Here is a 13,343-nt window from a genome sequence, read left to right on the forward strand (position 1 = left end):
CAAATGACAAATGACAAATGACAAATGACAAATGACAAATGACAAATGACAAATGACAAATGACAAATGACAAATGACAAATGACAAATGACAAACTTATTGCCTGAAATGGCAGAAATTTGGCAGCAAACTCTTAATTGGGAACCAACAGCCCAACAGCAGGAACAATTCCAGAGACTTTATGAATTAATTCTAGAAGGTAATCGCCAACTAAATTTAACTCGGATCACTGACCCCCAAGAGTTTTGGGAAAAACATCTGTGGGATTCTCTGCGAGGAATTGCGCCACAGGGGGAATTTATCCCGTCTCTTCAAGAAGCTCGATCTGTGATTGATATTGGCACGGGTGCAGGTTTTCCGGGTGTTCCAGTGACAATTACTGCACCTAATTGCAAAATTACTCTGATGGATTCAACCCGGAAAAAAATTACTTTTATCGACAATATCTTAACTGAACTTGCGCTGACCAATGCCAAAACTCTCGTTGGTAGGGCTGAAGAAATCGGTCAGCACCCTCAGCATCGACAAGCTTATGATATTGCTTTGATCCGCGCTGTTGGCACAGCTTCTGTTTGTGCAGAATATGCCCTACCATTACTCAAACAAAGTGGTTTAGCCATAATTTATCGTGGTAATTGGACAGAGGAAGAAACCACAGCTTTGCAAAATACTGTTAACCAGCTAGGTGGCGTGATTGAATTAATTGAAAAATTTACCACTCCTCTAAGTGATAGCATCCGCCATTGTCTTTATGTGCGTAAGGTAGCAAACACACCAGCTAATTTTCCCCGTGCTATAGGTGTACCTTCTCAAAACCCGCTTTGAGGAGGGAATGGTGAGGCTTTTGAGATCAAGCGTAGACGCGCAATGGCTTGTCATTACCAGTACACCGAGATCCGCAACACAATCGCCGAACTCGCTAACCTGTTAAAAGATATGAACGCGTTGACTGCTGATATTCACAGCGAATCAGACTTTAAGATATTGCTGAATGCGATCGCAGTCTGTCTAAATAAGTAAAACTAAATTATTGGTGAGGTTGACAGGTAGAAACATCGCTCTTTTTACTCGACAACTCCTGTTAGAATTACGAATTACGAATTGGTATTAGCCACCCAAAAACCTGCTCAACTAGTCAAATCCAGTGTTAAAAACTTTGGTGTGGGAAGGCGTAGGCGTAGCCCGTCGGAGACATCGCTACTTGTCAACTCAATAGGTTCCTGTCCTGGTATTGATTCTGAATTCTGAATTCTGAATTCTGACTCCTGCTTTATATTTTCTGCTGAGATAAATCCATCAAGTTTGCCAGCTTGTAAACTACCCGCGCCCCAACATTACCATCCCACTCGCCATCACCGACTTCGCAGATATCAAAGCCAATAATTTTTCTGCCACTATTGACCAATTCTCGGAACAGACAAAAAGTTTGCTCTAATTCCAACCCACCTGGAACAGGAGTACCTGTACTCGGACAGAGTTTTGGATCTAGACCATCTGCATCAAAGCTAATGTAAACATACTCAGGTAAATGACTGATAATCTCTCGGCATAAATCAATCCAAGTTGTTCCAGAGTAAAGCTTTTGCTTAATGGCTGGATCGTAATAAGCAATAATGCGATCGCTAGATTGGTCAATCATTTGCACTTCATCATGACTAATATCACGCAAACCCACCTGCACTAACTTAGAAATTTGCGGTATTTTCATCGCATTAAACATAATAGACGCATGGGAAAACTCAAATCCCTCATAGGCATCGCGTAAATCTGCGTGGGCATCAATGTGCAAAATGCCATAGTTTGCGTAGTTAGCCGCTAATGCTTGGAAATAACCTAAAGGCGAACTGTGATCTCCACCAATGACTGCAACTCGCTTACCATTGTTAATTGCTTGTTGACAATTTTCAAACAGCCATTGATTTACCTGTTCACCAGCCTGATTAATTTCTGTCAGCACAGGTGTTAAATCTGGTGTATCTGAGAGTTCTTTACCTTGGGCTAATCGCTGAATAATTTTTGCTGCCAAGGCGCGGTAGTATGTGTTCTTCTCTACAATATCCTGGGGAATTTCCACCATGAAAATTCCCTGCTTCCAACCATCAGGGTGATCAAAATCGAACAATTCCAGTTGAGTTGAAGCATCGAGAATTCGCTGTGGACCGTTAGCAGTGCCAGCACCATAGGAAACGGTGACTTCCCACGGCACACCAAAGACAACCAAGTTTGCAGACTCGTAATCGCCGGGCAAACCTAAGAGGTTGCCATTTACTTCACCTATGCCACTGGGATTGTAGTCTTTTAATTGATTACTCATGGAGTATTTTCTGGATTTACGTGGATAGACAGCACGCCGCCTAGTGGACATTTGCATTGTAATCAAAATTTTTCACAGGCGGTAAACTACTAAGGAAAGTAGGTCAATATAGGCTTATATCGAAGTTGAAAAATTAGCTGCAACTAATTAACGATGACAGACGCTAAAAACGTAATCGATGGAAATCTAGAGGTTTGCTGTACTTCTCCGATAACTGGGTTTTACCGCGACGGTTTTTGTCGCACAGGTGGTCAGGATTTCGGGTCGCACGTTGTCTGTGCCCAAGTGACATCAGAATTCCTGGAGTTTACCAAATCGCGGGGAAACGACCTCACCACACCTGTTCCTGATTTTAACTTTCCTGGACTGAAGCCTGGCGATCGCTGGTGTTTGTGTGCTTCTCGCTGGCAAGAAGCTCTTGATGCTGGCGTTGCTCCACCCGTCATCCTTTCAGCAACCCATGCTAGAGCTTTGGAAGTGGTTTCTCTAGACGAACTCAAAAAACATGCCCTAACTTCCTCTTGATTGGGCATTGGGCACTTGTACTGAGCGAAGTCGAAGTATTGGGCATTGAGCATTGAGCATTAGACATCTCCGAAAAAGATTTAGAAACCTTAAATTCACACGCAGACCTAACCCCCCTACCCCCCTTCCCTACAAGGGAATGGGGAATTAAAGCCTCTCTCCGCTTCGGGGAGAGGTTTGGAGAGGGGTCATGCATTCATTTCTGGAGATGTCTATTGAGCATTGGGCATTGGGAAGAGATAAGGAAGAAACTTGTTCAATAATTCTCCCTCATCTCCCTCATCTCCCTCATCTCCCTCATCTCCCTCATCTCCCTCATCTCCCTCATCTCCCTCATCTCCCTCATCTCCCTCATCCCCCACTCCGCCACTCCCCACTCCCCACTCCCCACTCCCCACTCCCAAATCAACTAACCGAAACTTCCAGAGGTAGTTTTAATACATTAGCAACCATAGCAATCAATTTAGTGGGGTCAATGGGCTTAGATAAGTGCTGCTGAAACCCTGCTCTTAGAGCTTCTAAGCGGTCTTCCTCTCGCGTGTATGCTGTTAAAGCGATCGCTGGAATACGTCCGCCTTTTTCTGGTTCTAAAGAGCGCAGTTTCCGAATCAGCGTATAACCATCTTGCTCTGACATGCCGATGTCGCTAATTAAGATATCTGGTTTTGCTTGTTCAACTATTGCTAGCGCTTCGTCAACTGATGCTACCGCAATGGCGATCGCTCCATACTCTTCAAACATAAAACTGAGAAAGTTACGGGTATCTGCTTCATCATCTACAACTAAAACTCTTAATCCAGCAAGCGGCATCGATGCCACCAGAGAAGAAATTTCTCCTGCTGCTTCTCTACTCCCCCTGCTACCCCTATTGTCTTGTAGCAGTGGTAGTCTCACTGTAAAGGTTGCTCCTTGTCCAGTGCCTGCACTTTGGGCAAAGATTGTACCCTTGTGCAGTTCCACTAGATGACGGACGATCGCTAGTCCTAATCCTAGTCCATTGTGCGATCGCGTTGTGGTGCTGTCTGCTTGCCGGAAACGCTCAAATACTTTGGGTAAAAACTCGGAACTAATACCAATGCCCGTATCGATAACTTGAATTTGGGCGTATTTGTGAGCTGTTTGTTCTCCTTCACCACAGACTACTAACAGATTCACTTCTACCCTGCCACCCTTAGGGGTAAACTTAATAGCATTAGTTAGTAGGTTCCAGACAACTTGCTGTAACCGGGCTGGATCGCCATAAACTGACCCGACCGAAGTATCCAGGACAGTATTTAACTTAATATCTTTTGGCTCTGCTAGGGGACGCACTGCTTCTAAGGCTGCTTCCATCACCGAGATCAGATTCACCGCAGATACATTTAACCGCAACTGACCACGGATAATCCGGGATACATCTAAGATATCCTCAATTAGTTGCATCTGAGATATAGCATTGCGTTCGATCGCTTCCAAGGCGCGGGAAGTAGCTTTTTCGTCAAGTTTCTTAGAGCGGAGGATTTTTGACCAGCCCAGCATTGAGGTTAGGGGTGTGCGGAGTTCATGGGAGAGAACGGCGAGAAACTCATCTTTCATCCGATTTGCTGCTTCTGCTTCCTGTCTTGCCGTCTGTTCTCGAATCACTTGAGCGCGGACTTCTTCTGCTTGTTTGCGTTCAGTAATATCTTCAAGAGTGCCGACATATCCTAGCAATTCCCCTTGACCGGAAAGCATTGGTGATGAGCGAACCTGAACCCAACGAATGATACCATCAGCAGTTTGAAAACGAAACTCTTCAGAGTAGTCACGACCTTGACGAATGTAGTCAGACCAACTGGCAACTGCTCGTTCTCGATCTTCTGGATGAACAGATTCTAGCCATTTTTTTTCTAAACTCTCTGCCGCTTTCAAGCCACAAATTGCCTGATAGCGGGGATTAGTATATCTACAGCCTCCTTCAGTATCAATTTCAAAAATGCCAACGGGTGAACAGGTACTCAGCGATCGCAATCGTTCTTCACTTTGCCTGAGTTCGGCATTCACAGCTACCAGTTGCGCTGCTTGTTGCTTAACAGCTTCTGTTTTCTTAAATAGTTCTACGAATACTGTGACTTTAGAAGTCAAGATATTGGGGTCTAATGGTTTGAGTAGATAATCAACTGCACCCAAAGCATAGCCTTTAAATAGCATTTGGTCGCTGGTACTAAAGGCGGTGAGAAAGATAATTGGAGTGTGACGCGATCGCCCCCGATTGCGAATCAAGGTAGCAGTTTCAAAGCCATCCATCCCTGGCATTTGTACATCCAGTAAAATCACCGCAAAGTCTTGATGCAGCAGACACCTCAAAGCTTCTTCTCCAGAAGTAGCTCTCACGAGATTCTCCCCGAGTTTTTCTAGGATTGCCTCTAGTGCCAGCAAATTTTCTAGCTTATCATCTACTAGGAGGATGTTTACTTTGGGTTCCATCTGCATGGGTTTATTTCCGTGATGAGTGACAAAGCTTGACCATTTGGGAAGCAATGTTTGAGAGTGTCAAAATCCAGTCTACTGCAACAGCAGAGATTGCTGCCTTTGGCATAACGTCGCTCTCAGCTGTGGCAGGTTCCTGTACAATAGTCAGTCCTCCCCGTGCTTTTATTTTCTTAAGACCTTGCATACCATCTTGATTTGCTCCTGTCAATATTACACCAATAACTTGCTCACCATAGACATCGGCCGCTGATTCAAATAGTACATCAATAGATGGTCTGGCATAGGAAACAGGCTGATCAGTCGAAAGAGCAAAGTGATCTAATTCAACCAGTAAATGATAATCTGCTGGAGCTATGTAGATATGTCCTGGTAGTATTTCGTCTTTGTCTTCCACTTCTCGAATCGGTAACAAAGTGGATTCTTGTAATAACTCCTGGAGTGTGTTATTAGACTCCTTGTGACGGTGTTGCACGATCGCGATCGGCACTCGGAAATCTGCTGGTAAGTTCCCCAGGATAATTTTTAATGCTGATAATCCGCCCAAAGAAGTACCAATTACCACAATTTTAAACGACACTTGTTTAGTTATCACACCTGTAGAATGTGGGTTTCAATCTTCGAGGATGTTTTAAAAGTATTGGGCGCATATACTAGAGCCTCCGCCACGCTGACGCGTAGCTTGCTTCGACCTAGGAGTACGCTACTACACAAAGCTTAGTCCACCTCCGTGAACTAAGAGAAAATCAAGGGTTTTTAACCCAGCTCGGTGGGTTTTGTTTGTATAGCCGAGCCAGTGCGTTGGGCGGCTCCGCCGACTTGAAGCAACTGGCGTGCGACTTCTAGTCACCAGGGCTAGTATGAATTGAGACTTGACAAACATCTCGCCATATACCAACTACTGAAGATTATATAATTTTGTCACTTGCATGACAAATAAATATTTTATCATTGTGAGCTACTTCACAAATAAATATTATATTTAGGCTTTTTAAAATTTTAATTAATGCCAGAATCGATACATTGTAGAAATAGTTTTTTGTTAGATAACTAACCTTTAAAAATTTAATATTTATTTTTTTGACAATTCATAAAAATTTACTTAAGCTAAAAGGTAGGTTAGTAAAATCAACCAACAACAGCGATTTGATTAGCTCCACCAAGAATTGCTGTTGCAGACTATCGGCATGAGGAAATGAATCAAAACCAAAATTATCGAACATAATTCAGGAGTCAGGAGTCAGAATACAAGAAGGGTATTCTGTGCGAAAAAGCAAATGAATAATCGGGTTTAAGACCCCCATCAAATTGAAAATTTGGTGGTGCAACAATTCCTGCGCCGGTCCCAATCCCCGACTGATTGATTCTGACGCCAAGCCGAGGAGCGTCTCCGGCTCCGCTCCTGAATTCAGAATAGCTGAATTCTTCTTCAATCCATCTAGGAAATTTAACCAGATTTGGCTACAAAAAGCTAAGACATCATTAAGCGTATTGCACCGCGCAAATATTGAACAGATTTCGGTCAATTATGGATGGATACTTGTGGTGATGTTAGTGAGTATCCATCAATTATTCAAGTTTGACTAGTGATTTGAGATTTTGGATTAGTTTCTTTTGGTTTATATCTCGTCAGAGGCGGAATAAATCTAAAATCGGCAATCTAAAATCCAAAATTGATTGACCAAAGTGCGGTAGATATGTCCAGGAGAAGACAATGCTTGAGTATTTGACATCTTTGAACGATCACAATTTACCCTATCCAGATACGATTCATCCCATCGTTGTCCACTTCGTAATTGCGATGGTATTGTTTTCCTTTTTCTGTGACGTAATTGGCTATTTTACTGGTAAATCCGGTCTTTTTGAGGTGAGTTGGTGGAATATGTTAGTTGCCACGATCGCCATCTTCGTCGCGATCATTTTTGGTCAGTTTGAAGCGGGTTTAGCACAACCTTACAGCGAAGCTAAATCTGTGCTGAATTTGCATACGCTGATTGGTTGGTCACTTTCGGGAATCATCACGGCGATTACAGCTTGGCGCTATGTAATTCGTACCCGCAACCCGCAAAAAGTACCAATTTATTATTTGGGAGCCGGACTAATTTTGACCTTGATAGTTGGCTTGCAAGTATATCTCGGAGATGAACTTGTTTGGGTGTATGGATTGCATACAGTGCCAGTTGTGGAAGCAGTAAAGGATGGTCTGTTGCGATGAACTCAGAATTAATTGATCAATTGAGCGGCTCTCTAGGCGCAAACGGATTACCTTACACAATTCCCATTCATCCCAACTTAGTCCATCTAACAATAGGTTTGTTCATCATTGGGATGACCTTTGATATTGTTGGTGTTCTGTTCCCCTTTGAAAAATGGGTCTTCAAATTTTTAGCAATTACTGTGGAACGTGACAAATTATTTGATGTTGGCTGGTACAACATTCTAGCTTCCAGCATCATTACATTTTTCACAGTTGCAGCAGGCTTTTATGAAATGCTGTTGGCAACACCACCAGCTGATATGAAAAGTGCCTGGGGATTGCAGGCAATGGAAACCATGATTTGGCATGGTGTGGGTGGTGTGTTCTTATTAGCGTTGATTGTTGTCATGACCATCTGGAGAGCATGGCAGCGCTTCGTTTGGGCCAAACAAGAATATAAACAGACAGATAGAGAAGTGCAATGGATCTATCTGTTCGCAGGCATAGCAATCATGTTGATTATGTACGTTCACGGGACACTAGGAGCGCAAATGGCTGCCGAGTTTGGCGTACACAATACAGCAGATAATTTGCTGCGATTAGGCATTAGTCATTAGTCATTAGTCATTAGTCATTTGTCATTTGTCATTTGTCATTTGTCATTTGCCCCATCCCCAATGCCCCATGCCCAATAATCAATGATCATGAAAATCCAGAAGATTTTAAATATTTTGACGCTGCTTACAGGCGCGATCGCAGTGACTACTATTAGTCTCTGGATCGGTAAGCAGGCTTACTCTTGGCTTCCCCCGCAAGCAGCAGCCGAATCCCAACTAATTGATGATTTGATTAGCTTCTTAGTAACCCTTGGTGCTTTCATCTTTCTGGGAGTAACAAGTACTCTGATGTATTCTGTGATCTTCCATCGGGCAGTTAAAGATGACTTCACCGATGGTCCCCCAATTGAAGGCAATATCACCCTAGAAGTTGTCTGGACAGCAATCCCAATTCTGTTAGTGTTTTGGATTGCGGGCTATAGCTACCAAGTTTACGAACAAATGGGGATTCAAGGCCCATCGGAATTAGTTCACCTGCATAATCCACTGAGAATGGAATCGGCTCATGCAGAACCAGTTAACGCCTTAGCAGAACCCGTTGAGAAAATCGACGTACTGGCCAAACAGTGGGCGTGGGTTTTTCATTACCCAGAGAAAGATGTTACAAGTACCGAATTGCATTTACCGAGCGATCGCCGGGTACGTTTAGCGCTGCGATCGCAAGACGTTCTCCACGGCTTCTATATACCTGCATTTCGCCTCAAGCAGGATATTATTCCCAACCATGCGATCGACTTTGAATTTACTCCCATCCGCCCCGGACAATACCGATTGACCGATTCCCAATATAGCGGTACATATTTTGCCACGATGCAAGCGAATGTAATTGTCGAATCTCCTGAAGATTATCAGCAGTGGCTAGCACAAGCTGCAACCCAAAAGCCATCTCCAGCAAATAATCAGGCAGCTTCTGAGTATACCCAAACATCGAATCAGTCAGTCAAAACTGGTTGGGTAACAGTTCCACCTGCTGCACCTCCTCTAGTCAATTCTCCTGGTTGAAAGGAAAGTAACCCATGACTAATATTCCGATTGAAGGCATTCTTCTCCCGAATGAGAAGCCCAAGCACGAATCTCCGGGTAACTGGAAAGAATACTTCAGCTTTAGTACTGACCACAAGGTAATTGGTATTCAGTATCTCGTTACCTCATTCTTCTTCTTTCTCGTCGGCGGAATCTTTGCGATGGTGATGCGGGGAGAACTGATGACACCCGAATCAGATTTAGTCGATCGCACCGTCTACAACGGGATGTTCACCATGCACGGCACCGTGATGCTGTTTTTGTGGACATTTCCCTCATTAGTTGGTTTTGCTAATTATCTAGTGCCATTAATGATTGGGGCGCGAGATATGGCATTTCCCCGCCTCAACGCCGTTGCCTTTTGGATGGTGCCAGTAGTCGGAATTCTGATGATGGGTAGTTTCTTTATCCCAGGCGGCCCAGCCCAAGCCGGTTGGTGGTCTTACCCGCCAGTCAGTCTCCAGAATCCCACAGGTAACTTAATAAATGGTCAAGTTATCTGGCTCTTAGCGGTGGCAATATCCGGCGTATCCTCAATTATGGGGGCAGTAAACTTTGTCACCACAATCGTGAAGATGCGGGCCCCAGGAATGGGCTTTTTTCGGATGCCCTTGTTTGTCTGGGGAGTATTTAGCGCCCAAATCATCCAACTATTCGGACTACCTGCATTGACAGCTGGTGCGGTGATGCTGCTACTCGACCTCACAGCTGGCACCGCCTTTTTCGACCCTAGCAAGGGTGGCAATCCAGTTATGTTCCAGCATTACTTCTGGTTCTACTCCCACCCCGCCGTTTACGTGATTATTTTGCCTGTCTTTGGGATTTTCTCAGAAATCTTCCCAGTTTATTCACGTAAACCTCTATTTGGTTATAAAGTAGTTGCCGTTTCATCCATCTTGATTGCAGGAGTGAGCGGCATTGTTTGGGTACACCATATGTATGTCAGTGGTACATCAGGCTGGATGCGGTTGATTTTCATGCTGACAACGATGTTTGTATCTGTCCCCACGGGAATTAAAGTATTTGCTTGGGTGGCAACTATTTGGGGCGGTAAACTGCGGCTAAATACCGCCATGCTGTTTGCCTTGGGTGGATTAGTCATGTTTGTGTTCGCCGGCATCACAGGCATCATGCTTTCCTCCGTGCCGGTTGATGTCCACGTTAACAATACCTACTTTGTGGTGGGACATTTCCACTACGTCCTTTATGGCACCGTGACGATGGGCTTATTTGCTGCCATCTATCACTGGTTCCCCAAAATGACCGGGCGGATGTACTCCGAAAGCTGGGGCAAAATCCACTTCTGGTTAGCCTTCATCGGCACAAACCTCAACTTTTTGCCCATGCACCCACTAGGATTGCAAGGAATGTTACGTCGAGTTGCTTCCTACGCCCCAGAGTATCAATTTTGGAATATCATCGCTAGCCTCGGCGGATTTCTATTAGGAATGTCCACCTTGCCCTTCATATTCAACATGGTAATTTCTTGGATGCAAGGCGAGAAAGCACCTGATAATCCTTGGCGGGCAATTGGACTAGAGTGGTTAGTTTCTTCACCCCCTCCAGTAGAAAACTTTGAAGAAATTCCCATCATCATCTCCGAACCCTACGGCTACGGCAAATCAGAACCGTTAACATCCAACCTCCCAGAATAAACGCAAACTATCGGGAAGACGCAAAAACCCTCCGCGTACCTCTGCGCTTCCCTTTGCGTTCCTTTGCGTTTCAAACTCACCCCTCAAGCCAAAAGCAACAGTGGACACCTATATCAATTCAAACGAATCACACCACCCAAGCGCAGAACACAGCCACGACGAAGAAGGCAACAAAATGTTTGGCTTCATAGTCTTCCTACTGTCCGAAAGCGTCATCTTTTTAAGTTTTTTCGCCGGATATGCAATTTACAAAACAACAACTCCTAACTGGCTACCAGCTGGTGTTACTGGATTAGAAGTAAAAGAACCGGCAATCAACACAGTAATTCTGGTCGCCAGTAGCTTTGTAATTTACTTAGCAGAACGCGCCCTTCAACGCCATGACTTAGTGAAATTTCGCCTGTTTCTCTTGGCAACAATGGCGATGGGAACTTACTTTTTGGTTGGACAGGCGATTGAATGGAACGGCCTCGCCTTTGGCTTCACATCAGGGGTATTTGGTAGCACATTCTATTTACTAACAGGTTTCCACGGTTTGCACGTTTTCACCGGTATCCTGTTGCAGTTGATAATTTTGGTACGTTCTTTCATTCCTGGCAACTACGATACAGGTCACTTCGGCGTCAATGCAACTTCGTTGTTCTGGCACTTCGTCGATGTTATCTGGATTATTTTGTTTATCCTTATCTACGTTTGGCAGTAAACATTAGACTTTTTGTGAGAATACAGTCTAACAATATTTAGAATCATAGATGCACACAGATCATTCATCGGTGTGCATCTTTGTTTATCTGTGGTTTCATTATCATAAATTCGTGGACGATTGAGAGTTTAAGGTGTTAATTTAGGCCGCTCTGGTGATAGGCCGGCTTAATAATTTCGTGAAATGCGTAACGTAAGTCCTGTGATATACCTGTTGCGTAGGCGTAGCCAGCCGCAGGCATAACTGCTGAGTCTATCGATTGGAAGATGAATTTATACTCCAAGCTTCAGTAATGTAAGGGGAGGGTACAAACAGGCTGACTTCGAGTACGCTTTGTGTACGCCAAAAACATCGCTACAAACTTCCTTCTGAAGGCAACATCATGGAACGCATTGCGTATTTAGGACTAGGTATTATGGGCAGTGGCATGGCAACTAACTTGCTCAAAGCGGGCTACGATGTCACAGTTTGGAACCGTAACCCAGAATCCTGTAAACCTCTGATTGAACAAGGTGCAACACAAGCACAAACACCAGCACAAGCTGTGGAAAATGCTGAAGTAATCATCTACTCGTTGGCAGACGATCGCGCGGTTGAAGATGTTGTCTTTGGACAAGATGGTATTTTATCGAAGGTGCGATCGGGACAAATTGCGATCGATACGAGTACGGTTCATCCCGACACATCCCGAAAAGAAGCCGCAGCTTATGCCGAAAAGGATGTTGAATTTCTGGATGCTCCCGTTTTCGGCAGTAAAAACGAATCTGCATCTGGAGGATTGTGGTTTGTAGTCGGTGGTAAGCGAGACGTATTTGAGCGAGTCAAACCGATTTTGTCACCGTTAAGCGAAACCCTACATTACCTGGGTGACACTGGCAAAGGAACTGCGATGAAACTCGTCGGTAACTCACTTGTGGCAACCCAAATTGAAGCGTTAGGGGAAGCAATGGTTCTAGCGACTAAAGCCGGACTGAATCCGAAAGACGTTCTTGATGTATTGCATGTGGTGGATTTTCGCTCTCCGATTTTTGATGGTGTAGGTAAGATGCTGGTGAATCGTGATTTTACGCCGAGTTTTGCCTTAAAACATATGCTTAAAGATGCCAATTTAATCGCTCGATTCGCCCAAGATTTGAATTCTCCAACGCCTGCTGCCGCAATGGTGCGAGAAACACTTAAGGTGGCAGTTAATCAAGGGTGGGGGGAAGAAAATGCATCTGCTCTGATCAAAGCTTTGGAGTTAGAAGCTGGAGTAACTGTTGAACTTGCTTGATCCATTTTCTCGATGCAGTCTACTTGGGAGCATCTCACTTTCGTAGAAAGCTCTTTAAACCTCACCCCAACCCTCTCCTTAGTAGGGAGAGGGAGCAGAAATCGCGTTTCACCCCTTAGCAAAGAGGGACTAAGTACAGCATTTCATTAATTCGTAGCGAATTAAATTTGGTAATACCCGACAATGCTAATGCGTCGGGTTGCATTGTTAATGCGTCGGGTTACATTGTTAATGCATCGGGTTGCATTGTTAATGCGTCGGGTTACATTGTTAATGCGTCGGGTTACATTGTTAATGCATCGGGTTGCATTGTTAATGCATTGGCTTGCATTGTTAATGCATTGGCTTGCATTAGACCTCTTGCAAAAGTCCCTAACACCCCATCCCCAACCCCTCCCCGCTCTTCGGGAGCTACGGTGGGTGTATACATAAGTCAAATTACCCCCCTTAATCCCCCCTTATAAAGGGGGGAAACAGGAATCTAGTTCCCTCCCCTTATAAAGGGGGGAAACAGGAATCTAGTTCCCTCTCCTTATAAAGGGGGGAAACAGGAATCTAGTTCCCTCTCCTTATAAAGGGGGGAAACAG

General features: G+C 44.4%; 15 protein-coding genes. 10 read left to right on the plus strand and 5 right to left on the minus strand.

The features are described from left to right. Positions 1-87 precede the first annotated feature (87 nt). Positions 88-825, plus strand: coding sequence for a 16S rRNA (guanine(527)-N(7))-methyltransferase RsmG (gene rsmG / locus V7K27_RS06475; protein ID WP_334945426.1), 738 nt, complete (start codon positions 88-90; stop codon positions 823-825). Positions 826-867: 42 nt separating this feature from the next. Continuing rightward, a complete protein-coding gene (locus V7K27_RS06480) occupies positions 868-1,020 on the plus strand; it encodes a hypothetical protein (protein WP_334945428.1) in 153 nt (50 codons plus the stop codon). 250 nt (positions 1,021-1,270) lie between these two features. On the opposite strand, the gene speB is transcribed toward V7K27_RS06480, so the two are convergent. Further along, positions 1,271-2,314 (minus strand): agmatinase SpeB, encoded by a 1,044-nt coding sequence (gene speB, locus V7K27_RS06485; RefSeq protein ID WP_334945430.1) that lies wholly within the window; start codon positions 2,312-2,314, stop codon positions 1,271-1,273. 153 nt (positions 2,315-2,467) lie between these two features. Between speB and V7K27_RS06490 the strand changes: the two genes are divergently transcribed. Together V7K27_RS06490 and V7K27_RS06495 are read left to right on the plus strand one after the other, a co-directional pair. Then, the gene (locus tag V7K27_RS06490; RefSeq protein ID WP_334945432.1) at positions 2,468-2,839 is read left to right on the plus strand and encodes a DUF2237 family protein; all 372 of its coding nucleotides are present in this window, start codon (positions 2,468-2,470) and stop codon (positions 2,837-2,839) included. A gap of 252 nt (positions 2,840-3,091) precedes the next feature. Beyond that, positions 3,092-3,271: a hypothetical protein gene (locus V7K27_RS06495; RefSeq protein WP_334945434.1), complete on the plus strand. Its 180-nt coding sequence runs from the start codon at positions 3,092-3,094 to the stop codon at positions 3,269-3,271. Here V7K27_RS06495 and V7K27_RS06500 read toward each other — a convergent pair. The 3 genes from V7K27_RS06500 to V7K27_RS06510 all read right to left on the minus strand — a co-directional run bounded on the left by V7K27_RS06500 (position 3,245) and on the right by V7K27_RS06510 (position 6,510). After that, complete coding sequence (locus tag V7K27_RS06500; RefSeq protein WP_334945435.1) at positions 3,245-5,290, minus strand: hybrid sensor histidine kinase/response regulator; 2,046 nt, start codon at positions 5,288-5,290, stop codon at positions 3,245-3,247. The genes V7K27_RS06495 and V7K27_RS06500 overlap by 27 nt on opposite strands. A gap of 4 nt (positions 5,291-5,294) precedes the next feature. Further along, on the minus strand, positions 5,295-5,867 hold the full coding sequence (locus V7K27_RS06505; RefSeq protein WP_334945451.1) for a chemotaxis protein CheB: 573 nt from the start codon (positions 5,865-5,867) through the stop codon (positions 5,295-5,297). A gap of 508 nt (positions 5,868-6,375) precedes the next feature. Beyond that, complete coding sequence (locus V7K27_RS06510) at positions 6,376-6,510, minus strand: hypothetical protein (protein WP_334945437.1); 135 nt, start codon at positions 6,508-6,510, stop codon at positions 6,376-6,378. Positions 6,511-7,001: 491 nt separating this feature from the next. Here V7K27_RS06510 and V7K27_RS06515 point away from each other — a divergent pair, with 491 nt between their 5' ends. The 6 genes from V7K27_RS06515 (at position 7,002) to V7K27_RS06540 (ending at position 12,755) form a co-directional block, all read left to right on the plus strand. After that, entirely contained in the window at positions 7,002-7,502 is a 501-nt protein-coding gene (locus V7K27_RS06515) for a DUF2231 domain-containing protein (protein ID WP_334945439.1), read from the plus strand. Further along, positions 7,499-8,101 (plus strand): DUF2231 domain-containing protein, encoded by a 603-nt coding sequence (locus V7K27_RS06520; RefSeq protein ID WP_334945441.1) that lies wholly within the window; start codon positions 7,499-7,501, stop codon positions 8,099-8,101. Before V7K27_RS06515 ends, V7K27_RS06520 begins: the two co-directional genes overlap by 4 nt. Before the next feature lie 87 nt (positions 8,102-8,188). Beyond that, the gene (locus V7K27_RS06525) at positions 8,189-9,103 is read left to right on the plus strand and encodes a cytochrome c oxidase subunit II (protein ID WP_334945453.1); all 915 of its coding nucleotides are present in this window, start codon (positions 8,189-8,191) and stop codon (positions 9,101-9,103) included. Positions 9,104-9,117: 14 nt separating this feature from the next. Further along, complete coding sequence (gene ctaD / locus V7K27_RS06530; protein WP_334945443.1) at positions 9,118-10,779, plus strand: cytochrome c oxidase subunit I; 1,662 nt, start codon at positions 9,118-9,120, stop codon at positions 10,777-10,779. 100 nt (positions 10,780-10,879) lie between these two features. Next, complete coding sequence (locus V7K27_RS06535) at positions 10,880-11,482, plus strand: cytochrome c oxidase subunit 3 (RefSeq protein WP_334945445.1); 603 nt, start codon at positions 10,880-10,882, stop codon at positions 11,480-11,482. Positions 11,483-11,864: 382 nt separating this feature from the next. Continuing rightward, complete coding sequence (locus V7K27_RS06540; protein ID WP_334945447.1) at positions 11,865-12,755, plus strand: NAD(P)-dependent oxidoreductase; 891 nt, start codon at positions 11,865-11,867, stop codon at positions 12,753-12,755. A 283-nt stretch (positions 12,756-13,038) separates the two neighbouring features. Here V7K27_RS06540 and V7K27_RS06545 read toward each other — a convergent pair whose 3' ends face one another. Beyond that, entirely contained in the window at positions 13,039-13,185 is a 147-nt protein-coding gene (locus tag V7K27_RS06545; protein WP_334945449.1) for a hypothetical protein, read from the minus strand. Between the last annotated feature and the right edge of the window lie 158 nt (positions 13,186-13,343).

The organism is Nostoc sp. (assembly GCF_036919575.1).
Classification (GTDB): domain Bacteria; phylum Cyanobacteriota; class Cyanobacteriia; order Cyanobacteriales; family Nostocaceae; genus Nostoc.

What these genes read in the sequence shown, in the direction of transcription:
- speB (WP_334945430.1), bottom strand. Translation starts at nt 2,314, where the DNA reads ATGAGTAATCAATTAAAAGACTACAATCCCAGTGGCATAGGTGAAGTA.
- V7K27_RS06510 (WP_334945437.1), bottom strand. Translation starts at nt 6,510, where the DNA reads ATGTTCGATAATTTTGGTTTTGATTCATTTCCTCATGCCGATAGTCTG.
- V7K27_RS06500 (WP_334945435.1), bottom strand. Translation starts at nt 5,290, where the DNA reads ATGCAGATGGAACCCAAAGTAAACATCCTCCTAGTAGATGATAAGCTA.
- V7K27_RS06525 (WP_334945453.1), top strand. Translation starts at nt 8,189, where the DNA reads ATGAAAATCCAGAAGATTTTAAATATTTTGACGCTGCTTACAGGCGCG.
- V7K27_RS06545 (WP_334945449.1), bottom strand. Translation starts at nt 13,185, where the DNA reads ATGTATACACCCACCGTAGCTCCCGAAGAGCGGGGAGGGGTTGGGGAT.
- V7K27_RS06480 (WP_334945428.1), top strand. Translation starts at nt 868, where the DNA reads ATGGCTTGTCATTACCAGTACACCGAGATCCGCAACACAATCGCCGAA.
- ctaD (WP_334945443.1), top strand. Translation starts at nt 9,118, where the DNA reads ATGACTAATATTCCGATTGAAGGCATTCTTCTCCCGAATGAGAAGCCC.
- V7K27_RS06515 (WP_334945439.1), top strand. Translation starts at nt 7,002, where the DNA reads ATGCTTGAGTATTTGACATCTTTGAACGATCACAATTTACCCTATCCA.
- V7K27_RS06520 (WP_334945441.1), top strand. Translation starts at nt 7,499, where the DNA reads ATGAACTCAGAATTAATTGATCAATTGAGCGGCTCTCTAGGCGCAAAC.
- rsmG (WP_334945426.1), top strand. Translation starts at nt 88, where the DNA reads ATGACAAACTTATTGCCTGAAATGGCAGAAATTTGGCAGCAAACTCTT.
- V7K27_RS06490 (WP_334945432.1), top strand. Translation starts at nt 2,468, where the DNA reads ATGACAGACGCTAAAAACGTAATCGATGGAAATCTAGAGGTTTGCTGT.
- V7K27_RS06540 (WP_334945447.1), top strand. Translation starts at nt 11,865, where the DNA reads ATGGAACGCATTGCGTATTTAGGACTAGGTATTATGGGCAGTGGCATG.